The sequence below is a fragment of the Rhizobium aureum genome, from assembly GCF_030182495.1.
GTDB classification, from domain to species: Bacteria; Pseudomonadota; Alphaproteobacteria; order Rhizobiales; family Rhizobiaceae; genus Rhizobium; species Rhizobium tropici_C.
In genome coordinates this window covers 16,197-41,737 of the sequence record NZ_JAQJCI010000021.1, presented here as the reverse complement: position 1 = coordinate 41,737, position 25,541 = coordinate 16,197, and the positions used below count along the sequence as shown (strand labels likewise).

General features: G+C 61.3%; 24 protein-coding genes. 19 read left to right on the top strand and 5 right to left on the bottom strand.

What is annotated here, in order from left to right; translation table 11 throughout:
- The first annotated feature begins 34 nt into the window (after window positions 1-34).
- Window positions 35-1,651, top strand: coding sequence for a citramalate synthase (cimA, locus tag PH552_RS29380; protein ID WP_113250695.1), 1,617 nt, complete (start codon window positions 35-37; stop codon window positions 1,649-1,651).
- Between the two features lie 108 nt (window positions 1,652-1,759).
- The gene (rarD, locus tag PH552_RS29375) at window positions 1,760-2,671 is read left to right on the top strand and encodes an EamA family transporter RarD (RefSeq protein WP_183763148.1); all 912 of its coding nucleotides are present in this window, start codon (window positions 1,760-1,762) and stop codon (window positions 2,669-2,671) included.
- A 28-nt stretch (window positions 2,672-2,699) separates the two neighbouring features.
- On the opposite strand, the gene PH552_RS29370 is transcribed toward rarD, so the two are convergent.
- Window positions 2,700-3,323, bottom strand: coding sequence for an LOG family protein (locus PH552_RS29370; RefSeq protein WP_112342716.1), 624 nt, complete (start codon window positions 3,321-3,323; stop codon window positions 2,700-2,702).
- A 155-nt stretch (window positions 3,324-3,478) separates the two neighbouring features.
- On the opposite strand from PH552_RS29370, the gene PH552_RS29365 reads away from it, so the two are divergent.
- From PH552_RS29365 to PH552_RS29340, 6 genes are all read left to right on the top strand, one after another.
- Window positions 3,479-5,530 (top strand): LysM peptidoglycan-binding domain-containing protein, encoded by a 2,052-nt coding sequence (locus PH552_RS29365; RefSeq protein ID WP_113250766.1) that lies wholly within the window; start codon window positions 3,479-3,481, stop codon window positions 5,528-5,530.
- 206 nt (window positions 5,531-5,736) lie between these two features.
- Window positions 5,737-7,623, top strand: a complete 1,887-nt coding sequence (locus tag PH552_RS29360; RefSeq protein ID WP_113250697.1) for an ABCB family ABC transporter ATP-binding protein/permease — start codon at window positions 5,737-5,739, stop codon at window positions 7,621-7,623.
- 130 nt (window positions 7,624-7,753) lie between these two features.
- Window positions 7,754-8,452, top strand: coding sequence for an acid phosphatase (locus PH552_RS29355; RefSeq protein ID WP_113250698.1), 699 nt, complete (start codon window positions 7,754-7,756; stop codon window positions 8,450-8,452).
- Between the two features lie 360 nt (window positions 8,453-8,812).
- Window positions 8,813-9,511, top strand: a complete 699-nt coding sequence (locus PH552_RS29350) for a phosphatidylserine decarboxylase (protein WP_113250699.1) — start codon at window positions 8,813-8,815, stop codon at window positions 9,509-9,511.
- A gap of 120 nt (window positions 9,512-9,631) precedes the next feature.
- Window positions 9,632-10,492, top strand: coding sequence for a CDP-diacylglycerol--serine O-phosphatidyltransferase (gene pssA / locus PH552_RS29345; protein WP_112342712.1), 861 nt, complete (start codon window positions 9,632-9,634; stop codon window positions 10,490-10,492).
- 314 nt (window positions 10,493-10,806) lie between these two features.
- Window positions 10,807-10,947, top strand: coding sequence for a hypothetical protein (locus tag PH552_RS29340; RefSeq protein WP_169644843.1), 141 nt, complete (start codon window positions 10,807-10,809; stop codon window positions 10,945-10,947).
- Between the two features lie 73 nt (window positions 10,948-11,020).
- Here PH552_RS29340 and PH552_RS29335 read toward each other — a convergent pair whose 3' ends face one another.
- Together PH552_RS29335 and PH552_RS29330 are read right to left on the bottom strand one after the other, a co-directional pair.
- On the bottom strand, window positions 11,021-11,785 hold the full coding sequence (locus PH552_RS29335; protein ID WP_112342711.1) for an SOS response-associated peptidase: 765 nt from the start codon (window positions 11,783-11,785) through the stop codon (window positions 11,021-11,023).
- A 37-nt stretch (window positions 11,786-11,822) separates the two neighbouring features.
- The gene (locus PH552_RS29330) at window positions 11,823-12,143 is read right to left on the bottom strand and encodes a YnfA family protein (RefSeq protein WP_112342765.1); all 321 of its coding nucleotides are present in this window, start codon (window positions 12,141-12,143) and stop codon (window positions 11,823-11,825) included.
- Window positions 12,144-12,306: 163 nt separating this feature from the next.
- On the opposite strand from PH552_RS29330, the gene PH552_RS29325 reads away from it, so the two are divergent.
- The 7 genes from PH552_RS29325 (at window position 12,307) to PH552_RS29295 (ending at window position 16,437) form a co-directional block, all read left to right on the top strand.
- Window positions 12,307-12,726 carry an NUDIX hydrolase gene (locus PH552_RS29325; RefSeq protein ID WP_112342710.1) on the top strand — a complete coding sequence of 140 codons (420 nt, stop codon included), beginning with the start codon at window positions 12,307-12,309 and terminating at the stop codon, window positions 12,724-12,726.
- A 94-nt stretch (window positions 12,727-12,820) separates the two neighbouring features.
- The gene (locus tag PH552_RS29320; RefSeq protein ID WP_112342764.1) at window positions 12,821-13,255 is read left to right on the top strand and encodes a TIGR02301 family protein; all 435 of its coding nucleotides are present in this window, start codon (window positions 12,821-12,823) and stop codon (window positions 13,253-13,255) included.
- Between the two features lie 104 nt (window positions 13,256-13,359).
- Entirely contained in the window at window positions 13,360-13,617 is a 258-nt protein-coding gene (locus PH552_RS29315; RefSeq protein ID WP_034507811.1) for a hypothetical protein, read from the top strand.
- A 16-nt stretch (window positions 13,618-13,633) separates the two neighbouring features.
- A complete protein-coding gene (locus tag PH552_RS29310; protein WP_113250700.1) occupies window positions 13,634-14,395 on the top strand; it encodes a hypothetical protein in 762 nt (253 codons plus the stop codon).
- 73 nt (window positions 14,396-14,468) lie between these two features.
- A complete protein-coding gene (gene ygfZ, locus PH552_RS29305; RefSeq protein WP_113250701.1) occupies window positions 14,469-15,308 on the top strand; it encodes a CAF17-like 4Fe-4S cluster assembly/insertion protein YgfZ in 840 nt (279 codons plus the stop codon).
- Complete coding sequence (locus PH552_RS29300) at window positions 15,305-15,922, top strand: YfbR-like 5'-deoxynucleotidase (RefSeq protein ID WP_113250702.1); 618 nt, start codon at window positions 15,305-15,307, stop codon at window positions 15,920-15,922. Before ygfZ ends, PH552_RS29300 begins: the two co-directional genes overlap by 4 nt.
- A complete protein-coding gene (locus PH552_RS29295) occupies window positions 15,919-16,437 on the top strand; it encodes a tyrosine phosphatase family protein (protein WP_113250703.1) in 519 nt (172 codons plus the stop codon). The genes PH552_RS29300 and PH552_RS29295 overlap by 4 nt, the downstream gene beginning before the upstream one ends.
- Before the next feature lie 83 nt (window positions 16,438-16,520).
- On the opposite strand, the gene PH552_RS29290 is transcribed toward PH552_RS29295, so the two are convergent.
- Both PH552_RS29290 and PH552_RS29285 read right to left on the bottom strand, forming a co-directional pair.
- Window positions 16,521-17,033, bottom strand: coding sequence for a superoxide dismutase family protein (locus PH552_RS29290; protein ID WP_112342705.1), 513 nt, complete (start codon window positions 17,031-17,033; stop codon window positions 16,521-16,523).
- Window positions 17,034-17,182: 149 nt separating this feature from the next.
- Entirely contained in the window at window positions 17,183-17,521 is a 339-nt protein-coding gene (locus PH552_RS29285; RefSeq protein ID WP_112342704.1) for a hypothetical protein, read from the bottom strand.
- A gap of 295 nt (window positions 17,522-17,816) precedes the next feature.
- Here PH552_RS29285 and PH552_RS29280 point away from each other — a divergent pair, with 295 nt between their 5' ends.
- The 4 genes from PH552_RS29280 (at window position 17,817) to PH552_RS29265 (ending at window position 25,522) form a co-directional block, all read left to right on the top strand.
- Entirely contained in the window at window positions 17,817-20,573 is a 2,757-nt protein-coding gene (locus PH552_RS29280; RefSeq protein WP_113250767.1) for a DUF2339 domain-containing protein, read from the top strand.
- Window positions 20,574-20,642: 69 nt separating this feature from the next.
- On the top strand, window positions 20,643-21,296 hold the full coding sequence (locus PH552_RS29275; RefSeq protein WP_483315513.1) for an HD domain-containing protein: 654 nt from the start codon (window positions 20,643-20,645) through the stop codon (window positions 21,294-21,296).
- A gap of 9 nt (window positions 21,297-21,305) precedes the next feature.
- Window positions 21,306-22,154, top strand: a complete 849-nt coding sequence (locus PH552_RS29270; protein ID WP_113250704.1) for an MOSC domain-containing protein — start codon at window positions 21,306-21,308, stop codon at window positions 22,152-22,154.
- 122 nt (window positions 22,155-22,276) lie between these two features.
- Window positions 22,277-25,522, top strand: a complete 3,246-nt coding sequence (locus PH552_RS29265; protein WP_113250705.1) for an adenylate/guanylate cyclase domain-containing protein — start codon at window positions 22,277-22,279, stop codon at window positions 25,520-25,522.
- The last annotated feature ends 19 nt before the right edge of the window (window positions 25,523-25,541 follow it).

Below are 25,541 nucleotides of genomic sequence, written 5' to 3'. Positions count from 1 at the left end.
CAGTATCAATAACCGGTTCGCCGGAGGAAACAGTATGACACGCGAAAAAATCTATCTCTTCGACACGACGCTCCGTGACGGGCAGCAGACCCCCGGCATCGATTTCTCGGTCGAGGACAAGATTGCCATTGCGACCATGCTGGATGAGTTCGGCCTGGACTATGTCGAGGGCGGCTATCCCGGCGCCAACCCGACCGATACGGCTTTCTTCAGTGAGAAGCGCACGAATTCCGCCTCCTTTGTCGCCTTCGGCATGACCAAGCGCGCCGGCATTTCCGCCTCCAACGATCCCGGCATTGCGAGCCTGCTGCAGGCGAAATCCGACGCGATCTGCTTCGTGGCCAAGAGCTGGGACTATCACGTCAAGGTGGCACTCGGCTGCACGAACGAGGAGAATCTCGAAAGCATCGCCGAAAGCGTCAAGGCGGCCATCGGCGTCGGTAAGGAAGCGCTGGTTGATTGCGAGCACTTCTTCGACGGTTACAAGGCCAATCCGACCTACGCGCTCGCCTGCGCGAAGACGGCCTATGACGCCGGAGCGCGCTGGGTCGTGCTCTGCGACACCAATGGCGGCACGCAGCCGCCGGAGATCCGTGCCATCGTCGAGGCCGTCATCGCCTGCGGCGTCCCCGGGCACTGTCTTGGCATCCATGCCCATAACGACACCGGCCAAGCGGTTGCCAATTCGCTTGCCGCAGTCGAAGCGGGTGTGCGCCAGATCCAGGGCACACTGAACGGCATCGGCGAGCGCTGCGGCAACGCCAACCTGATCACGCTGATCCCGACACTGGCGCTGAAGAGAGCCTATAGCGAGCGTTTCGAAACCACGATCGATGCGGAGCGGCTCGTCGGGCTGACCCGCCTTTCGCACGCTTTCGACGAACTGCTCAATCGCTCCCCGGACCATCAGGCGCCCTATGTCGGCGCCTCCGCCTTCGCGACCAAAGCGGGTATTCACGCCTCGGCGCTGCTGAAGGATCCGCGCACCTACGAGCACGTGCCCCCGGAAAGCGTCGGCAATTTCCGCAAGGTCATGGTGTCCGATCAGGGCGGGAAGTCGAACTTCATCAACGCCCTGAAGCGGCGCGGCATCGAGGTCGGCAAGGACGACCCGAAGCTCGACCAGCTGATCCAGATCGTCAAGGAGCGCGAAGCGACGGGCTATGCTTACGAAGGCGCGGATGCGAGCTTCGAGCTGCTGGCACGCCGCACGCTCGGCACCACTCCGGAATTCTTCGCGATCGACGGTTTCCGCGTCATGGTCGAGCGCCGCTTTGATTCCCACGGCCGGGTAAAGATCGTCTCGGAAGCGGTGGTGAAGATCATCATCGACGGCGAAATCATCATGTCGGTCGCCGAAGGAGATGGCCCGGTCAATGCGCTCGACCTGGCTCTGCGCAAGAATTTCGGCAAATACCAGCATGAGATCGACGATCTGGAACTGGCCGACTTCAAGGTGCGCATCCTCAATGGAGGTACGGAGGCCATCACCCGCGTTCTGATCGAATCCATGGATAGCGACGGCGTACGCTGGTGGACGGTCGGCGTGTCCGAAAACATCATCGACGCGTCGTTCCAGGCACTCATGGATTCCGTCATCTACAAGCTGATGAAGAACCGGCATATGGCTGGCAAGATAGCGGCGGAGTAATCCGCCGCCCATCAAAAAGCTTGACGATGCCGTCAATGAAATGAATTAGCCATGCCGCATGCATTGGAGTAATCCCGTCTCAAATAACAGAGAATGACGGGAAAATTCATGGCCACCGACGCGGTCCAACCGGAAATCAAGAACAGCGATGCTATCCGGGGCTTCGGCTTCGCGCTGACTGCCTATCTCTTCTGGGGCATTCTGCCGCTCTATATGAAGGCGCTCGCGCATATCTCGGCCTTCGAGGTTATCGCCCATCGCATTGTCTGGTCGGTTCCCGTCGCCGGTATCGTGCTGCTGGCGCTTGGCCGCCTGGGCGACATCAAGGTGGCGTTTCGCAATCGGCGGACGATCGCCATGGCGTCACTGACCGCAGCGCTCGTCACCATCAACTGGGGAACCTATGTGTGGGCCATCGGCGCCGGCCATTCGCTCGATGCCGCCCTCGGTTACTTCATCAACCCGCTATTCAGCATCGCGCTCGGCGCCATCCTGCTTAAGGAAAAACTGGCGCCGACGCAGGTCGTCGCCATCTGCCTTGCGGCCATTGCGGTCATCATCCTGACGGTGAAGGCCGGCACCGTACCCTGGGTGGCGCTGACGCTGACCTTGACCTGGGGCTTCTATGCCTTTTTCCGCAAGACGCTGCCCGTTGGCGCCAATCAGGGCTTCTTCATCGAGGTGCTGCTGCTCTGCATTCCGGCAGCGCTTTACATCCTCTATCTGGAGGCGCGCGGCGAAGGCCATTTCTACCAGACCGGTCTTTCCGATACTGGACTTCTGCTCGGCTGCGGGCTGGTAACGGCGCTGCCGCTGATGATCTTCGCCAACGGTGCAAAGCTTCTTAGAATGTCGACCATCGGCATCATGCAGTATATCGCACCGACAATGGTCTTCCTGATCGCCGTCTTTTTGTTCAAGGAGCCGTTCGACACGCCACAGCTCATCGCATTCTCGCTGATCTGGGCCGGTCTCGTGCTCTACAGCTGGTCGATGCTGCGTCAGAGCAGGGAGCGCTAACCAGCAAGCCTGGTTAGCAGATCCTTAGTCAAAGCTTGGAAATGACGGCTTCTTCGCCGCCGCGGTCGCCATGCGTCTCGGCGGCGTGCTTGCGGATGGCCGGGATGATATCGGCGATCTTGTCGATGACCAGCGGCTGGACGCGGTGGGCGGTATGGATGAAGCCCTCTTCCATCATATGGCGGATGAGTTCCATCATCGGATCCCAGAAGCCGTTGATATTGGCGAAAACCATCGGCTTTTCGTGACGACCGAGCTGACCCCAGGTCATGATCTCCACAATCTCTTCCAAAGTGCCAATGCCGCCGGGCAGCGCCACGAAAGCGTCGGCGCGCTCGAACATGCCATGTTTGCGCGCGTGCATATCAGGGGTTATGATGAGTTCGTCGAGCTGACCGAGCGAATGGCGCGTCGCTTCCATGTCGACCAGAAATTCCGGAATGATGCCGGTGACTTGACCGCCGTGCGATAGCACGCCGCTTGCGACAGCGCCCATGATGCCCTTCGTTCCGCCACCATAGATCAGGCGCAAGCCGTTTTCGGCAATGCTTTTGCCGAGTTCGCGGCCGGCAGCCATGTAGGAAGGATCGCGTCCCGGCTGCGAGCCACAATAGACGCAAATGGTTCGAATTGGCGTGGAATCGTCGGTCATGGATGCAAAGAACTATGCTGCAGATGCGCAGTCAAGATTTTTCAAAGGAAAACTTGTGTCGGAACATGCGAAAATGGCTGAGAAAGCTTGTAAAAGCAGGCGAAATCGCTAGCAATTTCAGGAGTTGCGACGACTTCGCCGCGTGGAGATGAATGATGATGAAGAACCGTGCCGGTTGGCTGGCTCTGTTGGTGTTGGCAATTGCGACCCTGCTGATGGTCTTTTTTGTGATGCCACGCATCAACGGCGACAAGAATCCAATCGGCAGCGCCGTCAATCAGGCAGGCGACGCAGTGAAGAATACGATCGAGGAAAACGCGCAGAAGGCCGGTGAGGCCACGCAGAATGCCGCATCGGGCGCCATCAACACCGCCGATCTTGTGAAGAAGCTGACCGAGTTGACGGGGGCTGCCACGGCCTCGCTTACGGATCTCAAGGCATTGTTCAAGGATGGCGCCAGCCCGGCTCAGGACGTCTTTGCCGCTGCAAAGACGAAGGCGATCACGGCGCTGCAGTCGATCGTCGGCTTCTCCCTTCCGCAAGGCATCGACGCGACAACGACGGGGCTCGTCAAGAAGGTACAGGACGGGGCGGCCAAGGCGCTCGTCATCACCCAATCTCTCCCGGAAAACGCCGCGGAAGCCGGCAGCGCGATCGACAAGGCAATGGCGGCACTGACCGGCCAGGCAGCACCTGGAGCTGCGGCACCTGGGACAGACGCTGCTGCAAAATCTCGGGTACCGTCATTCGACGTGCTGCGTGTCGAGCCGGATGGCTCCACAGTCATTGCCGGCTCGGCCGAGCCGAACGCGAAACTGGAGATCGTCGATGGGGATAAAGTGGTCACCACGACCAATGTCGGCCCGAGCGGCGACTTTGCCGCCGTCCTCGACAACCCGCTGCCGCCCGGCGATCATGAGCTGATGCTGCGGGCGACGGGCAAGGACGGCAAGGTTGCCACCTCAGAGGAAGTCGCCACCGTCTCCGTGCCGAAGGACGATTCGACGCAGCTTCTCGCAATGGTCTCCAAGCCGGGCGCCGCAAGCCGCATCATCACCGCCCCCTCGGTCAAGCAAGGCCGCGTGGCATCAGCCGATCAGAATGCGACGGCTGCACAACCGCAGACCAAGGCAACGGACGGTGCTGCGACGGCAACGGATGCCAAGCCGCAGCAGCAGGACGGCGCGGTTGTCGCATCCGCCAACCCCGCAGCCGGCACGACTGCGAAGACGGGTGCAGGTCCGGAGGTCGTGGTCAACGCCGTCGAAATCGAAAACGACCATATCTTCGTTGCCGGCAGCGCGAAGCCGAATTCCAAGGTGCGCGCCTATGCCGACGACAAGCTCATCGGCGAGAACGTTGCGGAAGCGGATGGCCATTTCGTCGTCGACGGACCAATGCCGCTTGCCGTCGGCGACCACAAGATCCGCGTCGACGTGCTCGACGGAGCAGGCAAGGTCACTGTTCGCACCAACGTCAACTTCACGCGGCCGGAGGGCAATCAGGTAACGGTGGCGGCTCAGACGCCGCCTGCCGCCAGTGGTCCGGGACAAGCATCGGCCACGAGCATGGTGCCGCTCGACGAAGGCGAGCTCGCCAAGCTCAAGGAAGGCGCCGGCAAAGCCTTCGCACTGCTCAAGAGCCTGTTTGCCGACGGCAAGCAGCCAAATGTGGAACAGCTCGCTGCAGCTCGCTCCGGCACGGAAATCGCCCTGAAATCGCTTTCGGAATTTCGTCCGTCCATCAATGCCACTGCGGACCTGAAGAAGGCCGCGGCCGACGCGGCGAGAGCTGCGGCCAAGGCGCTGGGCGCATTGGAGCTCCTGCCGAAGGATGCGAAATCGGTCGGCGCGGCGCTGCCGGGCCTCGAACAACTTGTCGCAGCGGTTACCGCTCCCGTTCAAACGCCACCAGCGCAGCCGAACGTGGAGGTTTCCTCCAGCGACGGCGGCCCGAAAACGCTGGAGCAGGCACCGCTTTCGCAAGACGCCAATGCCGTCATCATTCGCCGTGGCGATACGCTCTGGCAGATTTCCCGCCGTACCTATGGTGCCGGCGTGCGCTATACGACCATCTATCTGGCCAACGAGGACAAGATCAACAATCCGGACCGGATCCTTCCAGGTCAGGTCTTTGGCCTGCCGAAGGATGCGCTGCCGAATGCCGAAGAACTTCACCGCAAGCGGCTGTCCGGCGAACATCTCTAGGGCGGAAACTCCCACCATTGGCACCATCAACAATGGCCAGGCGCCTCAGCGTCTGGTCATTGCTTTTATGCGTCATAAAAATAGTGTAAGCGTCGCGCGACCTTCATCGCCTTCGCCGAACGGTCTGTCCCGCATGCGAAGGTTTCACAGCCAGCCGTGCAATGGTTGCCACGCCAGGCTGTGCCAATCATTCGCCGGAGACGGGCATGGCTGACCGCAACAAAACAATATCGGCGGATTCCAGCAATCCGATGAACACGATCGTCAATCTCTGGCCCTATATGTGGCCGACCGGGCGCATGGACCTGAAAATGCGCGTCGTCTGGGCAACGGTCTTCCTGCTGGCTTCCAAATTCTTCCTCCTGCTGGTCCCCTATTTCTTCAAATGGTCCGTCGATGCGCTGAACGGCAAGCTCGACATGCAGGGCATCCTGCCGGCCTTCATGGTCGGCGCCATCGCGTTGATCGTCGCCACCAATCTGACGCGCCTGATCCAGCTCGGCCTGAACCAGCTCCGCGATGCGCTGTTTGCGAGCGTCGGCCAGTATGCGGTGCGCCAACTCGCCTACAAGACGTTCGTACACATGCACGAACTGTCGCTGCGCTTCCATCTGGAGCGAAAGACCGGCGGCCTCTCTCGCATCATCGAACGCGGCACAAAGGGCATCGAGACCATTGTGCGCTTCACCATCCTCAACACGTTCCCGACCTTCATCGAGTTCCTGCTGACCGCCATCATCTTCTGGCGCGGCTACGGCTTCTCCTATCTCGCCGTGACGGCGGTGACAGTCTGGCTCTACATCTGGTTCACCGTCAGGGCGAGCGACTGGCGCATCTCCATCCGCCGGACGATGAACGACAGCGACACGGACGCCAATACGAAGGCGATCGATTCGCTCCTCAACTTCGAAACCGTCAAATATTTCGGCAACGAGGAGATGGAGGCCAGGCGCTTCGACCAGTCGATGGCGCGCTACGAGAAGGCCGCCACCAGCGTCTGGACATCGCTCGGCTGGCTGAACTTCGGCCAGGGCGTGATCTTCGGCCTCGGCACGACGGTCATGTTGGTCATTTCCGGCTGGTCGGTTCTGAATGGCCACCAGACGGTCGGCGACTTCGTCTTCATCAATGCGATGCTGCTGCAGCTCTCGGTGCCGCTGAATTTCATCGGCTTCGTCTATCGCGAGATACGCCAGGGCCTGACCGACATCGAGGAAATGTTCGATCTGCTCGAAGTCAGGCCCGAAGTGGTCGATACAGCCGGCGCCACGGAACTCGTGATCGGCCACGGCGCGATCTCGTTCAAGGACGTGCATTTTGCCTATGATCCCGCAAGGCCGATCCTGAAGGGTATTTCCTTCGAGGTGCCCGCCGGCAAGACCGTCGCCGTCGTCGGGCCTTCGGGTGCCGGAAAATCGACGCTGTCGCGCCTCCTCTATCGTTTCTACGATGTGCAGAGCGGCTCCATCACGATCGATGGTCAGGACCTGCGCACCGTGACGCAGAAAAGCCTGCGCAAGGTCATCGGCATGGTGCCGCAGGATACCGTGCTCTTCAACGACACCATCGCCTACAACATCCGTTACGGCCGGCCGGGCGCGAGCGAGGCGGAAGTGACCGGAGCGGCCGAGATCGCCCAGATCGGCGAATTCATCCGCAATCTGCCCGAAGGCTTCGAGACCAAGGTCGGGGAACGCGGCCTCAAATTGTCGGGCGGCGAGAAGCAGCGTGTCGCGATCGCCCGCACCATTCTCAAGGCGCCGCCGGTCCTGATCCTCGACGAGGCGACCTCGGCGCTCGACACGACGACCGAGCGCGAAATACAGGCCGCCCTCGACGTCGTTTCGAAGAACCGCACGACATTGGTCATCGCGCACCGCCTTTCGACGGTAATCGGCGCGGACGAGATCATCGTGCTGAAAAGCGGTGTGATCGCCGAGCGCGGCACACATGCGGATCTTCTGGCGCAGAATGGGCTATATGCCTCCATGTGGAACCGACAGCGCGAGGCAACACAGGCCGAAGAACATCTGAAGCAGGTGCGCGAAAACGACGATCTCGGCGTGGTCGACCGGCTGGCGCCCGCAAGCTGAGCCAGCCGCACAAAAGCCGCAACAAGCGGCTCCGGCAGGGAACGACCCGGTGAGTTATGCACGGATCGTTGTCACGAGGCTGAGATGGCAGCTTGCTAGGTACGAGGGTCCTTTCAACGGAGCCCCCAAAATGCGTACTATTGCCAAAGCTTTAAGCATATTGTTCGTCGTCGGCCTTGCCTCGCCGGTGTTTGCCGAAGATGCCAAGCCGTTCACCGATGCCAAGGAGATCAATCTCCTCGATCTGTTGCCGCCGCCGCCCGCCAATGATTCCGCGCAGATGAAGGCAGAGCTCGGCGAAATCCTGACGATCCAGGTGACCCGCACGCCGGAAATGGCGGCTCGCGCCGTGGCCGACGCGGAAGAGAATGTCTGGCGCTTTTCCGATGCCATCGACAATCCGAAGTTCACCAAGGAAAACCTGCCGAAGTTTTCCGCCTTCTTCGATCGCATCGTCGAGACCGAGGGCGCTGTCGTTGATCCGGCCAAGAATGTCTGGAAACGTCCGCGCCCGCATCTCTACAGCGACCTGGTCAAGCCGATCGTGCCGCTCTCCAAGTCCGGCTCCTATCCATCCGGCCACGCCACGCTCGGCACGCTGATGGGCATCGTGCTGTCGAACATGGTGCCGGAAAAGCGCGCCGTCATCATGAGCCGCGCCTGGGAATATGGCCATAACCGCATCGTCGGCGGCATCCATTACGCCTCCGACATCGAAGCCGCCCACATTGCGGGCACGGTCATCGCAGAAACCATCATGACGCATGACGACTACAAGGGCGAATACGAGGCTGCCAAGGCAGAGCTGCGCACCGCCCTCGGCCTCTGATTTAGGCTTGGAGCGGCTCAGCTTTCCAACGGAAGCTCTGAACCGCTCGATCTTTTGTTGCCTGGCAACTCCGAAATGAAAGGCCGCCGCCGTCCTCGACGGCGTTTCATTGCATCTGATGCGAGTTCTCATAGGTAACTCTTTTCAAGTCAGGGGATCGTTGGCATCTTGGCGCAACGCGGATTGCGCTGGGGGGAACGTGCGAGAGCATTGCCCATGACAGCGTTTGCCTGTAGTCACGCTCGACTGGTAATCAGAGCAAGACTGCGTATCTTATTCGCATTCTTTTGACCGGCATGATCTCCTCCCGCGACCGCGACCCGGTTTTCGGTGAGGGTGCCCTAACGGAGTAGGCCATAGATGAGCTTATTGAACAGCGTACGCAACGTCATCGTTCCGGTACACAAGGAAGGCTATCCCTTCGTTGCAGGTTTCTTCGTCGCGTCGCTCGTGCTCGGCTGGATCTTCAAGCCGCTCTTCTGGATCGGCCTGATCCTCACGCTCTGGTGCGCCTACTTCTTCCGCGACCCCGAACGCATGACGCCGCAGGACGACGACCTCGCAATCTCGCCGGCTGACGGGAAGGTCTCCGGCGTGCAGATGGTGACGCCGCCGGCGGAACTCGATCTCGGCACCCAGCCGATGCTGCGCATCTCGATCTTCATGAACGTCTTCGACTGCCATGTGAACCGTTCGCCAATGCGCGGCCGCATCACCAGCATCGCCTATCGCCAGGGCAGTTTCCTCAATGCCGAACTCGACAAGGCCAGCGAACAGAACGAGCGCAACGGTCTCGTCATCGAGACCAAGCATGGCCAGATCGGGGTCGTGCAGATCGCCGGCCTCGTCGCCCGCCGCATCCTTTGCTTCGTCAATCCGAACGAACCGCTGGATGCCGGCGAGCGCATCGGCCTCATCCGCTTCGGCTCCCGCCTCGATATCTTTCTGCCCGAAGGCGCTTCGGCGCGTGTCGCCGTCGGCCAGCGGGCAATCGCCGGCGAAACCGTTATCGCCGAATTCGGCTCGGCAAAGGGCGCAACCCTTAGCCGCCGCAGCTGAACCCTGGAGCATTTCCGCGTTAACAAGCTACGGAAATGCCCCATATCATTGTTTTCATGCAATTCCAGACGCAACCCTGCTTCGCAGTCTTGCTGGAATTGCTCCAGGAACACGAACGAGATGAAGACGCCTTTTCCGCCTTTCGAACCGCATGGGCCCAATGACGAAGCGCGTGGACCGCGCCTTCGGGAAATCCCGCTGCGGCTGATCGTGCCGAACATGATCACCGTTCTGGCGATCTGCGCGGGCCTGACGGGCATTCGTCTCGCTTTCGAGAACCGCTACGAGCTTGCCGTCGTTGCCGTCTTGGTCGCCGCCTTCCTCGACGGTATCGACGGGCGCGTGGCGCGGCTGATGAAGGCGACTTCGAAATTCGGCGCACAGATGGATTCGCTCGCCGATATCGTCAATTTCGGTGTCGCTCCGGCGCTTGTCGTCTATGTCTTCCTGCTCGACCAAGCCCGCTCCCTTGGCTGGATAGCCGCGCTGATCTACACGATCGCTGCCGGCCTTCGCCTTGCCCGCTTCAACGTCATGGCCGAGCGCGAGCACAAGGCCTCCTGGCAGTCCGAATATTTCGTTGGCGTGCCGGCGCCTGCCGGCGCCATGCTTGTACTGCTGCCGGTCTATCTCGGCTTTCTGGGTCTGGCGCCGGACCGTACCTTCGCCTATTGGGGAGCCGCCTACACCGTTCTGATCGGCTTTCTTCTGGTCAGCCGCCTGCCCGTCTGGTCCGGCAAGTCGGAAGGCAGCCGTATCAGGCGTGATCTGGTTCTGCCGATCATGCTCGGCCTTGTCGTCTACGTCGCGATGCTGATGAGCTATACGTGGCATGTCATGGTGGTGACGGTCGTCGCCTATCTGCTCTCGCTACCCTTCGGTGCGCGGTCCTGGGCCAAGAAATACGGGACCTATACCATCAACGGTCCCGGCGATCCGGATGTCGACGATTCCAACGACGATATCGGTCGCCATATCTAGTCAGGATGCTGACGCGCTTTTGCCGGCATCGCCCGCTGCAACCGCAAGTCTGTAAGTTCCCCTTATTAAATCGGCGGCGCGGCGATCGGTCGCGGATCGAATGAAAAGCCGCCCAGGCCCCGCTTTTCGGCGGATTCAAACATTGCGGCAGTGTGGATTCTACACGAGGATTCGGCGCTAATCTCTCGAAATATGGTCGTTGTTCACAAAAGCTGATTGGAAAACGCCTTCGATTTGTCATGTTTCTCGACAAAACAGCACTACTTGATAGTGAATCGCGAAATGCTCCGGGAGAGCATGGTGAGGAGTGAGACATGACACAGAAGAAAGATCAGGCGGCACAACCGCAAGCAAAGATCGACCCTAGCAAGCATTACCGCCCGCTAGGCCTGAAAGCCGTTCTTGCAGCGCATCTGATGCTGAAGACGAAGCCTATCAAGAAGAAGATCGCTTAACAGCATAGAGCCCAAGCCCGCCGCCGACCAATGCCGGCATCATATCCGGTCGCAGCTGCTGAATGGCCGCCGCTCAGAGAAGGCTAAGCTGGCCGTCTTCCGGATCCGCCTTCTTCGCCGGCTTCCTGACCGGATCGAGCGCTACGGGCGCCTGCAGGTCAGGCCCCATATTGGCGACCTTGTTGACACGATCCGAAACCGGAATCGCCTCGAAAAAATCCTCTTGGACCGGCGTCATCAGATCGAGGACCTCACGCGGCTCCTGCGTCTTGCAATCGAGCCAGCGGGCGAAATCCTCCGGCTTGATGACGACGGGCATGCGATCATGGATGGACCGGATCGCGCTGTTTGCCGCGGTCGTCAGGATGGCGCCGGTATCGACCTCCGAACCATCGGCCGACGACCAGGTTTCCATCAGTCCGGCAAAGGCGATGACGCCGCCGCTGCGCGGACGGATCCAATAGGCCTGCGGCTTCTCGCCGCTTTCCTTCGAAGGGCGGTGCCATTCGTAAAAGCCGGAAGCGGGAATGAGGATGCGGCGATGACGCATGGCGGCACGGAAGGACGCCTTGCCGATCGCCGTTTCCGCCCGCGCATTGATCAGCAGCGGAAACTCCTTTGGGTCCTTCACCCAGTCGGGCATAAAGCCCCAGCGCACGAGCAAGGCGCGGCGATCCGGCATGTTGCTGCCCGGCCGCTGCCTGTCGCCCGATATGACGACAAGGATCGGCTGCGTCGGTGCGATATTATAGCGCGCGGGGAAAGCCTCGTTCAGCAGGACGCCGAGCGCTTCCCCCACGTGATCTGCCGTCGATGTCAAAGCGAAACGTCCGCACATGGGTCCTGTTTTGCACTCGAAACGCGGTGGGTCAAGTTCAGCCGCGAGGGCCGAAGAGAATGATCGCGGCACCGGCCAGGCAAACGACGGCGCCTGTTATATCCCACCGATCCGGCAATCGCCCTTCGGCCAGCCAGAGCCAGAGAATGGAAGCGACGATATAGACGCCGCCGTAAGCAGCAAAGGTGCGCCCGGCAGCCTCGCTCGGCACCAATGCGAGCAGCCAGGCAAAGAGCGCCAGCGAGACGAGGCCGGGCACAAGCCACCAGACCGGTTTTGCCAGGCGAAGCCAGGCCCAGAAGGCGAAGCAGCCGCCAATTTCGGCCAAGGCCGCCAAGGCATATAGCCCATAGATCATCTCGATGATCACCCGCACATTCGGCGCGTGCGACTCGCCGCGCCTTTCGAGGGCGAGTTAAGGGGCTTTCCCTAGGGACAGCAAGAGCGGTTTCCTGTAGAGGATGTTCGTCGATAGTCTCCGGTCACCACCCTGATCTCCTCATTCGAATGCGATGCGATCCATGACCTCCCCGCCCCGCCCCGCCTCCTCTGCCATCCTTGAGCGCAACGGCCGTTTCCTGCTGGTGCTGCGCAGCAATCCGCCGTCCGCCGATATGTATGCCTTTCCGGGCGGACGGGCCGAGGAGGGAGAAGCGCCTGATGAGGCGGCGCTGCGCGAATTCAGGGAGGAGACCGGCATATCAGCCCGCAACCCACGCCTGTTCGAAACCTATGATCTGCGCTCCCATGCAGCCGACGGAACACTCACAAGCCACTTCCTGCTTTCCGTCTTCCTCGTCGATGCCGATGAGGATGCGGTTGCCGAGGCGGCCGACGACGCGGCGGCCATCGGCTGGTACACGCTGGAGGAGGTGCGCCGCCTGCCCGTTCCGGCCAGCGTGCTCGAATGCGTGGAACGACTTGCTGCAGCAAACGCATAGCTCAGCCCCGAAATTAACGATGCTGAACAATATCGGCGTGGAAACTACCTAGCGCGCCTTGTTCCCGTCATGCTTGTCCGCTCAACATGGTTACATGATTCATAACAGCCTTGGCCGACCGCTTCTGATCTGCATCGCGCTCGCCGCAGCCTTCCCCGCTGCCGCGCAGCCGGCGGCAAGCGCGCCGCCTGCACCGGCGCCCGACGCGGAGAATGCCGAACGGCCGACACCCTATGACGAGCAGCTTTCCCGGCTCGCCGAAATCCTTGGCTCGATCGACTATTTGCGCAATCTCTGCAGTCCGAAACGGGAAGACGGATGGCGGGGCGATATGCAGCAATTGCTCGATACCGAGACCAAGGGCGAGCAGAAACGCAAGGAAAAACTGACGGCAGCGTTCAACCGTGGGTATCGGTCCTTTGCATCGGTTTACACGAATTGCACGCCGCAGGCCCTCGTGGCGGAGGAGCGATACCGTAACGAAGGTGCAACACTGGCGACAGAAATCACCGCCCGCTTTGGAAATTGACGATTTATTAACCTCTTTTCATAGCGAGCCGTGTCGTTTTGGGAAAAGGCTGATAAAGTTGTTAAGCAAGTGGTAAGGACATGAACGTCTTAAGGAAAGAATCAATGGAAACCAGCCTGAATGAAATCGACGATATGATCGTCCATGAAAAAATGCAGGCAGCGCTGGAATACCAGAACGAGGCTTGGGCCGACGGCATGGCTGATGGTATCGAGCCCGAAATCATCGCCGATGCGGCCATTGCACATGCTATTCGCGAGACGATCCGCATTCAGGGCGAACAGGGCGCGGAAGCCTTGCTCGAATCCCTGCGCGAACGCATGCTGGCTGGTGAATTCTCTCCGAACCGTACCCTGCAATAACAATCAGAGATTGCTTATGCGTATCTTTCCGGGCAATGCGCTCTCCTGTTCCATTGCCTCGCTTGCTGTCGTGACCCTGCTTTTGGGTAGTACTGCCCTGCCGTTGCCGGCCCTTGCTTTTTCCCAGCTCAACCCTCCGGCGTCCCAGGCAAAGGACGCAGCGCAGTCCACCCAGCAAAAGAACGGGAAGCCGATCGAGCAGGCGCTGGAGGCGCCGACGAACAACAATGCCCTGCCGACGCCCGAGCCACTGATCAACAAGCAGGCAAGCCAGAGCAGCGGCGACGCTTCGAGCGCAAACAAGTCGGTCGAGTTCCTCTACGATATCGACAAGGCGCCCGAGCCGGTAAAGAAGCTCCGTACGGCGATCGTGGAAGCTGCCGCTTCCGGTGATCTCGAGCGCCTGCGTCCGCTGATGAATGTCGGCGGCGGCCTCAAGCAGACGCAGGTCACCGCCGACGATCCCGGCGAGGACCCGATCAAGACCCTGCACGATCTTTCAGGCGATCCCGACGGCATCGAGATCCTGTCCATCCTGCTCGATATCATGTCAACCGGATTTGCCCATGTCGGCCAGGGAACGCCCGATGAGGTCTATGTCTGGCCCTATTTCGCCCAGAAGGATATCAAGACGCTCTCCACACCGGAAAAGGTCGATCTGATGCGCATCGTCACGGCCGGGGATTATGCCGACATGCTGGAGTTCGGCGGTTATAATTTCTATCGCGTCGGCATCACGCCGGACGGCCGCTGGAAATTCTTCACCTCGGGCGAATGATCCGGCTGGGGAACTTGCGGTTCCCCGCCGAAGGCCCTACCTCTGCGTGATAGGCCAAATCAGCGGATCCATCATGCCAGCCGTATTCCTGAAAGAGCGTTCCTTCATCCGCATTGCCGGCGCGGAGGCAGAAGCGTTCCTGCACAATCTCATCACCACCGATCTCGTCTCGCTCGGCGCAAATGAAGCCCGCCCGGGTGCGCTGCTCACGCCGCAGGGCAAGATCCTGTTCGATTTCATGATCTGGCGGGATGGTGCCAGCTTTCTGCTGGAAACCGATGCGACCCAACGGGAGAGCCTGCTGAAGCGGCTCACCATGTACCGCCTGCGCGCCAAGGTCGATTTCGGCACAGAGGTCATTCAAGGTGTTACCGTCGCATGGGGCGATGCGGTTGCGGGTAGCCCCAAGGACAGCCGCTTCGCCAAGGCTGATATCGCGCTGACGCGAACGCCCGGGGAGCATGGTGAGGATGCCGAGATCCTCTATGACGAACTGCGGATCGCCAATGGTATCGCCATCTCCGGCCGCGATTTCGCGCTGCAGGATGCCTTCCCTCATGATGTGCTGATGGATCTTAACGGCGGCCTGGGCTTCCGCAAAGGCTGCTATGTCGGACAGGAAGTCGTCTCCCGCATGCAGCATCGCGGCACGGCGCGCAGACGCGTCGTCATCGTCAAGGGCCATGCCGAGCTGCCGGCTTCTGGCACGGACCTGACCGTCGGCAGCAAGCCGATCGGCACACTCGGCTCGACCGTCGGCAGTACGGGCCTTGCCATTGTTCGCATAGACCGTGCCGGCGAGGCCATTGCCGAGGGTACGCCGATACAGGCTGACGGCGTGAAGGTCTCCGTGTCCCTTCCGGCCTGGTCCGGCCTTTCCTTTCCCGAGCGGTCCGACGAGGCCTCGGCATGACATCGGGCAAGACAGCGCGCGCCTGGCAGCGCATGCTCTCCGGGCGTCGGCTCGACCTGTTGGATCCCTCACCGCTCGATGTCGAGATCGGCGACATTGCCCACGGCCTTGCCCGCGTCGCGCGCTGGAATGGGCAGACTTCCGGCGATCATGCCTTTTCGGTGGCACAACACAGCCTTGCCGTCGAGGCGATCTTTCGTCATCTCAACCCGGCAACGCCCGATGAATGTCTTGCCGCGCTGCTGCATGACGCCCCGGAATATGTGATCGGCGACATGATCTCGCCATTCAAGTCCGTTGTCGGCGGTGATTACAAGCTTGTGGAACAACGGCTGGAAGCTGCGATCTACCGCCGTTTCGCCCTGCCCCCCCATTGCGCGCCGAAGCTGAAGGAAAAGATCAAGAAGGCCGATACGATCTCGGCCTATTTCGAGGCGACGCTGCTTGCCGGCTTCACGCCCGAGGAAGCGCGCAAGTTCTTCGGCCAGCCGCGCGACATCACGCGCCAGATGCTGCCGATCGATCCGATGCCGGCGATCGAGGCACAGCGACTGTTTCTCGAACGTTTCGATGCGATCGAGGCCGAGCGTGCCGCCATGAGGATCGGCGCATGACGGCGATCATCGTGTCGCCGCTGGCACGCATTGCCGAAATGGCCGTTCGGCATGGAGCGTGCGAAATGATCAGCCTGATGGCGAAGGAACAAGCCTTTCACCGTCCCGCCGTCATCAAGGCGGATCGGCATCTGCTGCTCAACATGAACGATATCAGCTTTGCCGGAAGCGGCGATCTCGTCGCCCCGCAGGAAACGCATGTTCGCGCCATCATCGATTTCGCCACCGGATGGGACCGTAGCGCGCCCTTGCTGATCCATTGCTGGATGGGTGTTTCACGTTCACCGGCGGCAGCGCTGATCGCAGCCCTGGCCATTCACCCCGAGGAAGACGATCTGATGCTGGCGCGCCAGCTGCGCTCAAGTTCGCCATTTGCCACGCCGAATGCCCGGCTGATTGCGATCGGTGACGATATGCTCGGACGCCGGGGCCGCCTGATCGCTGCGGTCAAGGAGATCGGCCGCGGCGCGGATGCGGACGGCAATGCGCCTTTCACCCTCCCACTGGCCGGATAAGGCGAGAGCCTGCAAAAAGGGAGATTGTCGTCAGGCGGCAATGCCGTCCGTCTGATCGGGATTCGGATGTGGCATTTGCTGTCCTATTGAATGACGGCGCATGCCAGGCGCTTGCCGGCGCCGCCGACAGGCTGGCTGCGATAGTCGTCCGACTCGGCATGGATCATCAGAGTTCGGCCGCGAATACCGTCCTTGCCATTCAGCGACACCATGCCGTTGAAGACCTGGGCGCGCAGCTTGCCATCCTCATCGACATACTGATTGGGCATGTCGCCGGCATGAGGCCCATTGGCGGCGAGAAAACCATGCTCTGTCTTGGCAGGATTGAAATGGCTGCCGGCCGACTCGAAACCATGCGCATGGTCGCAATGGCTGTTTTCATGAATATGGAAGGCGATCCAGCGATTGGCGGGCAGACCGGAAACTTCCATCTCGATCAGCACACCCTTCTTGCCTTCCGTCAAGGTCGCCCGTCCTGCCTGCTTGCCGTCAAGACCGACAAAATCGGCGGTCGCGGTATTTTGATTTTGGGTTTGCGCCGCCGCGGGCATGGCTGCTGCGAGTGCGAGAATTGTAACGATCGTTATCCGGTGCATGGAATGACCCTCCCTGTTCCGCTTGGCAATTGCCCAACGCGATGACAGGCGCGAGTGTTCCGGCGATCGGGAAATGAACTTCCTTCAAAACGATAGGCGACCTGCCAGCATCCTGGCAGGTCGCCAATATCATCGGGCAAAAGCACTCGTCAGGCCGCTACGCTGTCGACGTCATACTGGCCGTAGGTGCTGTTGTAGGCATCCATCGGCGACAACAGATCCAGATCGAAACCGACATTGGATTCCGGCGACTTGGCCGTGGAGGCTGTACCGGCGTTCGGCAATTGCATGAGCTTGGCTATCAGGCCACTCAGCGCACCGTTCGAACCATCGGCGGCAGAGTCGGTATTGTCGACCTCGAGGATGCCGGGGCGCTCGTCCACGGAGCGTTCCTCTAGGCTCAAAAGACCGTCGCCATTCGAATCGAGGCGCGAAAGCGTGCCGCGATACGGATAGGAGCTATTGGATACGGAAGAAACATGGGACATACAAACCTCCTAAGGTAGGAGCCGCCTCATGCGACGTCGTTTGTACGCAATACATTCGGAGTTAAACTACGAATATGCTCTTAAGCTGCTTCGCGCCGCCGGTAAAGACAAATTGTTAATGAGTATTAACCATAGTTTTTAAGCGGTAAATCCATATTCCCTAATATTTCCCGTACGACCCGGCGTGAGGATGTCGGGCATAATCCCCTGGAATCATAGGCGAATCTGAGTATCTATCCTTACCGCGCGAGCCGTTTCGTATATTGTGCGACCGATCGCCCGTGGAGAGGATATGATGGAATTGCTACCGCTCGTCATCCTGATCGTCGGCATTCTGGTGCTGCGAGGCCACAACCTCCGGATAAAGCAGCTGGAAGCGCGCGTTCAGGAGCTGCAAAACGCCCTTGCCGGCAAGATGCTGACGGAGGATGGGAGCGAATCGATTCCAGTGCCGCACTTGACGGTTCATCCTGTGGCACAGCCAGTCGACGACGAGCGGCAAGCGGTAATCGACAATGGATCAGCCGCCGAGACCGGAGAGCCCGCCGACGCGCGCGGCGTCGACGACACATTCGAGGAAAGTCCCTCGCCCGTTGAGAGCCAGGCACCCGTTCAGGCAAAGGAAAGCCTTGAGAGCACGATCGGCGCGCGCTGGGCCGTTTGGGTCGGCGGTATCGCGCTGGCGTTCGGCGGCATCTTCATGGTCAAATATTCGATCGAAAGCGGCCTTCTCAGCCCCGGCGTCCGGCTCGCCCTTGCGGCGCTCTTCGGCCTCTTCCTGATTGCCGCGGGCGAAGTGATCCGCCGCCGCGTCGCGCCGGTGCTGAACAACGCCTTCCAGAATGCAATGATTCCCGGCGTGCTGACAGCAGCCGGCGTCGTCGCCCTGTTCGGCTCCACCTATGCGGCGCATGGCATCTATGGCTTCATCGGACCGGCGACAGCCTTCACCTTGCTCGCCTTGATCTCGCTCGCCACGCTCGGACTGTCGCTGTTGCACGGGCAAGCGCTCGCCGGCCTCGGTCTTCTGGCGTCGATGGCAACACCCGCGCTGATCGCTTCCACTGCGCCACGACCCTGGATTCTCTTCGGCTACCTGGTGCTGACCTGGGTTGCGACCCTATTGGCGTCGCGCCTGCGCCGCTGGCTGATTGCGCCATCTCTCGCCAATGGGCTGCTGAGCCTCTGGCCCTTGCTCTATATCGGCTTCAGCCCTGTGGTCGACCTGACGCCGGTTACGCTCTCCATGCTGGCAATGATCGGCGGCACCCTTTTCCTCTGGCCCGGGCGCTATCCGGTCTTGGAACCGATAAAGCACGATGCCGCAGCACCGGCTGCCGACGGCATCTCCCTGCCGCTGACTGCGGCCGGTCAATGGACAGCGTTTCTCGGCAGAGCGCCGCTCGGCATGACGCTGACGGCAGCGGTCGGTGCACTCACGGTGTCGCTCTGCCTCATCACCTTCAGCCTTCAACAGGGATATCCCATTGTCGATGCCACATTCATGTTCGCGGCAATCGTCGCGGCGGTTGCAGCCTTCGGCGCCGGCCGTCTCTACGCGGCCTGGGCAACAATCCTGTCCGCGCTCACCGGTATCGTCGGTGTATTCGGTGTTCTGACCCGATGGATCGCCGGCATCGAAGCCGGCGGCACGGATGGCACCGTCAACCTGCAGAGCATGGTGCTCTATGAAGTGCTCGGCCTCGGCGCCCTCTTCGTGCTGATCGGTGCCTTTTTCCTCAGGCGTTTCGCCGGACAGGAGAAGCCCTATGCCGCTCTCTGGAGCCTTGTCATGGCCGCCACGCCGCTGGCGATCGCCACGATCAGCTTCGTCAATTTCGGCAACTGGACGCTCGACTGGCTGCATGGCCTTTATGGCATCGGGCTGGCTGTCGCGCTCATCGCGCTTGCCGAATGGCAAGGTCGCCGCAACGGTGAAGGACTGAACCTGCCGGCGAATATCCTTGCCGCCGGATCCTTTGCCGCGGCCGTCTTCGCCCTGCATACGCTTGCGCATCATGCCACCGCGACCATCCTGCTGCCGGTTCTCGGCATCGTCTATCTGCTGGTGGGGCGCCTGCGCAACTGGCCCGTTCTTCCGTGGACGATGGTTGCCGCGCTGGTTATCGCCATGGGGCGCATCGCCTGGCAGCCGACGATCGTCGACCCCTCGGAACTCGGCACGACGCCGGTCTTCAACATGCTGCTTGCCGGCTACGGCATTCCCGCGGCCCTTGCCGTTTTTGCGACCTTCATTGTTCGCCACTCGCCGAGCCTGCGGCTGCGCAATGCCCTGCAAGCTCTTGCCTGCTTCCTCGCACTGCTGACTATTGCCATCCTTGTGCGCCATGCCATGAATGGCGGCGTCCTGAACGATGCGGTTCCGACGCTCGGCGAGCAATCAATCTACACGCTGCTGGCGATCGGTGCCTCGGCGACACTGATGGCGCTCGATCTGAGCGCGGCAAGCCCGGTCTTCCGTTATGGCGGCATGGCGCTCGGCGTCATTTCGGTCGCCATGATCCTGACCTTGCATCTGCTGGGACTGAACCCTTTCATGACCGGCGAGAGCACGGGCCGTATCCCGCTCTTCAACCTGCTGCTGCTTGCCTATCTTCTGCCCGGTGTCGCCTATGGCGGGCTGGCGCTCTTTGCCCGCAACCGACGTCCCCTGCCCTATGTCATCATGTTGGCTCTGGCTGCAGCCGTCATGGCTTTCGCTTGGGCGACGTTATCGGTGCGCCGCTTCTGGCAGGGCGAATACATCCCGTTCTGGAACGGCTTCATCCAGGGCGAGCTCTATTCCTATTCCGTCGTCTGGTTGCTGATCGGCATTGCGCTTCTTGGGCTTGGAACCCGCTTCGAGGCGCGGAGCCTGCGCATCGCCTCGGCGGCGTTGGTCTTCATCGCGGTCGTCAAGGCCTTCCTGATCGACATGGCAAATCTCGAAGGTTTCCTGCGGGCGCTGTCCTTCATCGGCCTTGGCGCTGTTCTGATCGGCATCGGCCTGTTCTATCAGAAGATCCTCACGCGCAAGAAAGCGGCGGAGTGATTGCGGCGAATCCTTCAACCCGGTAGGACGGGGAACCTGCCGACAGATCAATCCGGAGCGACCGCGAACATGGATACCGATAAGATGGCGCGGGCTTTTGCCCCGTTCGAGGCACTGGCTGCGGATCTCATTCCGCACGCCTCCAATGGTGACGACGGTTCGCACGATATCGCCCATATCCTGCGTGTCTTCAGGAACGCCATGGCTATCCAAGCCGAGGAAGGCGGCAATGCGCGGATACTCGCCGCCGCCGTGCTGCTGCATGATTGCGTTGCCTTGGAGAAGAACTCGCCGCATCGGGCGCAGGCCTCGCGGCTTGCCGCCGAGAAGGCTTCGGGCATTCTGCGGCAGCTTGGATGGGCCGACGAGGATATTGCCGCTGTGGCGCATGCAATCACCACGCATAGTTTTTCCGCTAACCTGCCAGCGGAAACGCTCGAAGCGAAGATCCTGCAGGATGCCGATCGGCTGGATGCAATCGGCATGGTCGGCGCTGCCCGCTGTTTCTACATCGCCGGGCGTCTCGGCTCCGGCCTCTACGACCCGTTCGATCCGCTGGCAAGCGAACGGCCGCTTGACGACAAGCGCTTCGCCATTGACCATTTCGAAACAAAACTGTTCAAACTGGCGGACGGATTCCAGACGGAGACCGGGGCCAGGTTTGCCGGAGCAAGGCATGACCGGCTGAAGACCGTGCTGGCAATGTTCATCGACGAAATCTGAGGGCCATCCATGCATGTCAGCGATCTTTTCATCTATCCCCTCAAAAGTGCCCGCGGCATCGCCATTCCGTCGGCCGCCGTCGATGCTTTCGGTCTCGCCGGCGATCGCCGCGCCATGCTGGTCGACCCTTCGGGTCATTTCATCACCCAGCGCGAAGTCCAGGCGCTGGCCCGGATCGATATCCAGCCGGCGCCCTCCCACCTGCGCCTGAAGATGGAGGGTAAGGCCGATATCATCGTGCCGCCGCCCCACCCGGACAACCGCATGGACATCGTCGTCTGGAAATCCAATGTCAGCGCCTCCGTTGCCGACGAGGAAACCAATAAGGCCCTGTCGGCCTGGCTGGATCGCGAGGTCAGGATGGTCTTCTTCGACAGGCTCGCGAAGCGCATCGCCAACCCGGAATGGGCCGGCGAGGATACGCCGGTGACCTTTACCGACGGATACCAGATCCTGGTCACCACCACCGGTTCGCTGAAGGCGCTCAACGCCAATCTCGCCAGCCATGGTGAAGGTGCCGTCGGCATGGAGCGCTTCCGCCCCAACATCGTCATCGATATCGACGAGGAATGGCCGGAGGATCGCTGGGCAGCCATCGAGATCGGCGGCATTCGCCTCGATCTCGTCAAGCCCTGCTCCCGATGCATCATGACGACACAGGACCAGCAGACCGGCTCGCGCGACGTGCCCAACCCCATGCCGGCCATGGGCCGTATTCGCATGTCGGCCGACCGGCGCGTGCCGGGACCGCTCTTCGGTTGGAACGCCGTGCCGCGCGGCGAAGGCTCGGTGAAGATCGGCGATATGGTGACCGTGCTCGAGGAGCGGCCGGAGGGGTGGGCTCTCAAGCGGCGATAGTCGTTCCGCCAATTGTTTAGCTTGCGGACCCAAGGCAGCAGGCGCATGCTTATCGCTCGTTTTGAACCCGTCGGTTGCGGCTAAGATAGTCGTGGCGTGCGGGCTTGCGCGAGGTGCGTCCGATGGAGTGCGCCGGCTGCGGTTTCGATATTCAGAGCGGCTTTGCTTTCTGTCCGCGATGCGGGGCAAGGCAGCCTATCTCCTGTGCCGCGTGCGGCTATCCCTGCCAATCCGACTTTGCCTTCTGTCCCCAATGCGGCGCGGCGATTTCCGACAAGGCCCAGCCCGCAGCCAAGCCGGCCATCAAGACTGCGCCTGCAAAATCCGAGGATGATGCCGACCGGCGGCCGGTAACCGTGCTTTTTGCGGATCTCTGCGGCTTCACGACATTGAGCGAGCAGATCGATCCCGAAGTCATGCGGATGCTGCAGAACGAATTGTTCGAGGAAATGACCCAGGCAGTCGAGGCCTATGGCGGCTTCGTCGACAAATTCGTCGGCGATGCGCTGCTGGCGCTGTTCGGTGCGCCGGTTGCCCATGAAGACGATCCGGTGCGGGCACTGAATGCAGCACTCGACATGATCGAGCGGGCGGCGCAGGTCGGCGAGCGCTGGCAACCGCGTGCCGGCGTCCCGCTGCGGCTGCATATCGGCATCAACAGCGGTCCCGTCGTCACCGGCGGCTTCGGTGCCGTCAGCACCAAATCCTATTCCGTGACAGGCGATACGGTGAATACCGCCCAGCGGCTGCAATCCATGGCCGGCGAAAACGACATCCTCGTCGGACCGCTGACCTATCGCCTCACCCGCCATGCCTTCGCCTTCGACAGCCTCGGTGCCCAAGCCTTGCGTGGCAAAAGCGGCAATGTGCTTGTCCATCGGCTGAAGGGACCGCTGGAGGCACCGCATGCGGCGCGCGGGCTCGAAAGCTTCGGCCTTCAGGCACCGATGATCGGACGCGATACGGAACTGTCGCGGCTTTTGACCTGCCTCGACCTTGCCCGCGGGGGTGCGGCGCAGCTTGTCCGGCTCATCGGCGAAGCGGGTATCGGCAAGTCGCGGCTGGTCAACGAGTTCATCGGCATTGCAGGCGACACGGCCCGCTTTCCGGGCCTCGCCATCCGCAAGGCGACCTGCTCGCCTCTCGGCGAACAGTCCTATGGGACGCTTGCCGCAGTCGTGCGCAGCGCCTACGGCATCGGCGAGCGCGACAATCTCGACAGGATGCGACAAATGCTGGCGACGGGTTTCCGCGCGCTCGATCTCACGCAGGAGGATATCGACGGGCTTCTGCCGCTTTTCCTGCATGTTCTCGGCCTGGGTGACCCCAGCGGGGCGTTGCGCCATATCGAGCCGGAACAGTTGCGCCGGCAGATCTTCTATGCGGTCCGCACCGTGTTCGAGCGGCGGCTCGCGCAAGGGCCTTTGCTGCTTGTCATCGAGGATCTGCATTGGGCCGATGCCGCTTCGCTGGAAGTGCTTCGCTTCATGATGGATCGGCTGGAACGCAGCCGGCTCATGCTGCTGGCGATCTACCGGCCGACATCGCAGATCGACCCGCTGGATTCCAATCGGGTCAGCGTCACCGTCCAGCGTCTCGGACCACTCGCCGCCGCCGACGGGCGGAAGCTGCTCGCCGCCTTTTTTGGCGAGAGCCATGGCAAGCTGCCGGTTGCGATGTGTCAGCGCATCCTCGATCGAGCCGGCGGTAACCCTCTCTTCATCGAGGAGATCCTTCGGGGATTGATCGACATGGGCAGGCTGCACAATGACGGTCAGCGTTGGCAAATTGCGGCCGAAGACACGGATGTCGATATTCCGGTCAATCTGCAGGCTCTGTTGCTTGCCCGTGTCGATCGCCTGCCGCAGGAGAGCAGACGGTTGGCGCAGGAGGCGGCGGTAGTCGGGCCGAAATTCGACACCGCCCTGCTCCGCACCATCGCAACCGACCCGGCAGCCATCGATGCTGCGTTGGATTTCCTATGTGATGCCGATGTCATCGAGGAATTGCGCGGGCCGGATGCCGGTGCGTCACCCACCTATCGTTTCAGCCAGTCGCTGTTGCATGACGTCATCTACCATAATCTCCTGCTGCAGCGGCGCATGGAGCTGCATCACCGGATCGGCCGGGTTCTGGAGCGCCAATATGGCTCGACGCCGGACCGACCCGAGCATCTGGCGCAGCTCGGCCATCATTTCAGCCTGACGACAGAGAAGGCAAAAGGTGCCGCCTATCTGATGGCCGCAGGCGATCTGGCGCGCAAGACCTACGCCAATGACGACGCGATGCGCCTTTATCGCCAGGCGCTTGCCACCTTTGCAAACGAGCCCAAATTAGCGCCGGAACAATCGGCGCTCCTAGAGCGTCTTGCCGATCTCTACGGCCCTGCCGGTCGCCGCGATGCCGCGTTGGATCATTATCAACGAGCGCTGGCGATCTATCGCACCGGAGACGATCGGATGGCCGCGGCGAGGATATTGCGCAAGATCGGCCGGCTGCATCTCGAAGCGGGGCGCCGCGATCAGGCGGAAGCGCACTGCGCCGAGGCCGAAGCGATGATAGCGATGATCGACGCACCGGTCGAGCACGCGCATCTCTTGCAGGAGCGCGGCCATCTGGCCTTCCGCATGGGCGACCAGGCTGCAGCCGCCGAATGGGCGACGCAGGCCCTGCAACGGCTGGAGATGCTGCCCATCGACGGAACGACCGAGGCAGGACGGGAGGCGGCCCGCGCCATGGCGGAGGCGCTGAACACCAAGGGCGTGGCACTTGCGCGACTGGGCCGCCGCCGCGATGCCGTGCAGGAAGTGGAACGCAGCCTCACCGTCGCCGAAAAGGCCGATCTGCAAAGTGCTGCCTGTCGCGCCTATTCCAATCTCGGCGTGCTCTACACCATCGTGGATCCGGCTCACGCCATCAAGATTTGCCGGCGGGGGCTGGAGGTCGCGACCCGCATCGGCGATCTCGGCTTTCAGGCGCGCCTTCTCGCCAACCTTGCCGTTTCCTGCTGCACCTTCACCGATCGTTGCGCCGCCGAGGGCGTGCCGGCAGCGGAGAAGGCGGTGGAAATCGACCGGGCGCTCGATCAGCGCGACCACCTTTCCGTGCCCCTGATCGTCCTTGGGCAGATCCATCAATGCCACGGGCAGCCGAAGCTGGCTCGCAAGTATTACGAGGAAGCCCTTGAGGTCGCGAAGGAGATCGATGAACCTCAATTGCTCTTTCCATGCTATGATGGCTTGGCGACACTGAGCCTGGAACATGACGATCTGGCCGAAGCAGAGCGATTTTTCACGCTGGCACAGGATGTGTGCATGCGTCACAACCTCGATCCAGGAACACTCGTCGTATTGCCGTTTCTCGACTGACCGCCTCGCTTTGACGGTC

What these genes read in the sequence shown, in the direction of transcription:
- PH552_RS29290 (WP_112342705.1), bottom strand. Translation starts at nt 17,033, where the DNA reads ATGCACCGGATAACGATCGTTACAATTCTCGCACTCGCAGCAGCCATG.
- PH552_RS29320 (WP_112342764.1), top strand. Translation starts at nt 12,821, where the DNA reads ATGATTCATAACAGCCTTGGCCGACCGCTTCTGATCTGCATCGCGCTC.
- PH552_RS29275 (WP_483315513.1), top strand. Translation starts at nt 20,643, where the DNA reads ATGGATACCGATAAGATGGCGCGGGCTTTTGCCCCGTTCGAGGCACTG.
- PH552_RS29280 (WP_113250767.1), top strand. Translation starts at nt 17,817, where the DNA reads ATGGAATTGCTACCGCTCGTCATCCTGATCGTCGGCATTCTGGTGCTG.
- PH552_RS29340 (WP_169644843.1), top strand. Translation starts at nt 10,807, where the DNA reads ATGACACAGAAGAAAGATCAGGCGGCACAACCGCAAGCAAAGATCGAC.
- PH552_RS29325 (WP_112342710.1), top strand. Translation starts at nt 12,307, where the DNA reads ATGACCTCCCCGCCCCGCCCCGCCTCCTCTGCCATCCTTGAGCGCAAC.
- PH552_RS29265 (WP_113250705.1), top strand. Translation starts at nt 22,277, where the DNA reads ATGGAGTGCGCCGGCTGCGGTTTCGATATTCAGAGCGGCTTTGCTTTC.
- PH552_RS29370 (WP_112342716.1), bottom strand. Translation starts at nt 3,323, where the DNA reads ATGACCGACGATTCCACGCCAATTCGAACCATTTGCGTCTATTGTGGC.
- PH552_RS29335 (WP_112342711.1), bottom strand. Translation starts at nt 11,785, where the DNA reads ATGTGCGGACGTTTCGCTTTGACATCGACGGCAGATCACGTGGGGGAA.
- cimA (WP_113250695.1), top strand. Translation starts at nt 35, where the DNA reads ATGACACGCGAAAAAATCTATCTCTTCGACACGACGCTCCGTGACGGG.
- rarD (WP_183763148.1), top strand. Translation starts at nt 1,760, where the DNA reads ATGGCCACCGACGCGGTCCAACCGGAAATCAAGAACAGCGATGCTATC.
- PH552_RS29365 (WP_113250766.1), top strand. Translation starts at nt 3,479, where the DNA reads ATGATGAAGAACCGTGCCGGTTGGCTGGCTCTGTTGGTGTTGGCAATT.
- PH552_RS29330 (WP_112342765.1), bottom strand. Translation starts at nt 12,143, where the DNA reads ATGATCTATGGGCTATATGCCTTGGCGGCCTTGGCCGAAATTGGCGGC.
- PH552_RS29285 (WP_112342704.1), bottom strand. Translation starts at nt 17,521, where the DNA reads ATGTCCCATGTTTCTTCCGTATCCAATAGCTCCTATCCGTATCGCGGC.
- PH552_RS29350 (WP_113250699.1), top strand. Translation starts at nt 8,813, where the DNA reads ATGAGCTTATTGAACAGCGTACGCAACGTCATCGTTCCGGTACACAAG.
- PH552_RS29310 (WP_113250700.1), top strand. Translation starts at nt 13,634, where the DNA reads ATGCGTATCTTTCCGGGCAATGCGCTCTCCTGTTCCATTGCCTCGCTT.
- PH552_RS29270 (WP_113250704.1), top strand. Translation starts at nt 21,306, where the DNA reads ATGCATGTCAGCGATCTTTTCATCTATCCCCTCAAAAGTGCCCGCGGC.
- PH552_RS29300 (WP_113250702.1), top strand. Translation starts at nt 15,305, where the DNA reads ATGACATCGGGCAAGACAGCGCGCGCCTGGCAGCGCATGCTCTCCGGG.
- PH552_RS29355 (WP_113250698.1), top strand. Translation starts at nt 7,754, where the DNA reads ATGCGTACTATTGCCAAAGCTTTAAGCATATTGTTCGTCGTCGGCCTT.
- ygfZ (WP_113250701.1), top strand. Translation starts at nt 14,469, where the DNA reads ATGCCAGCCGTATTCCTGAAAGAGCGTTCCTTCATCCGCATTGCCGGC.
- pssA (WP_112342712.1), top strand. Translation starts at nt 9,632, where the DNA reads ATGAAGACGCCTTTTCCGCCTTTCGAACCGCATGGGCCCAATGACGAA.
- PH552_RS29295 (WP_113250703.1), top strand. Translation starts at nt 15,919, where the DNA reads ATGACGGCGATCATCGTGTCGCCGCTGGCACGCATTGCCGAAATGGCC.
- PH552_RS29315 (WP_034507811.1), top strand. Translation starts at nt 13,360, where the DNA reads ATGGAAACCAGCCTGAATGAAATCGACGATATGATCGTCCATGAAAAA.
- PH552_RS29360 (WP_113250697.1), top strand. Translation starts at nt 5,737, where the DNA reads ATGGCTGACCGCAACAAAACAATATCGGCGGATTCCAGCAATCCGATG.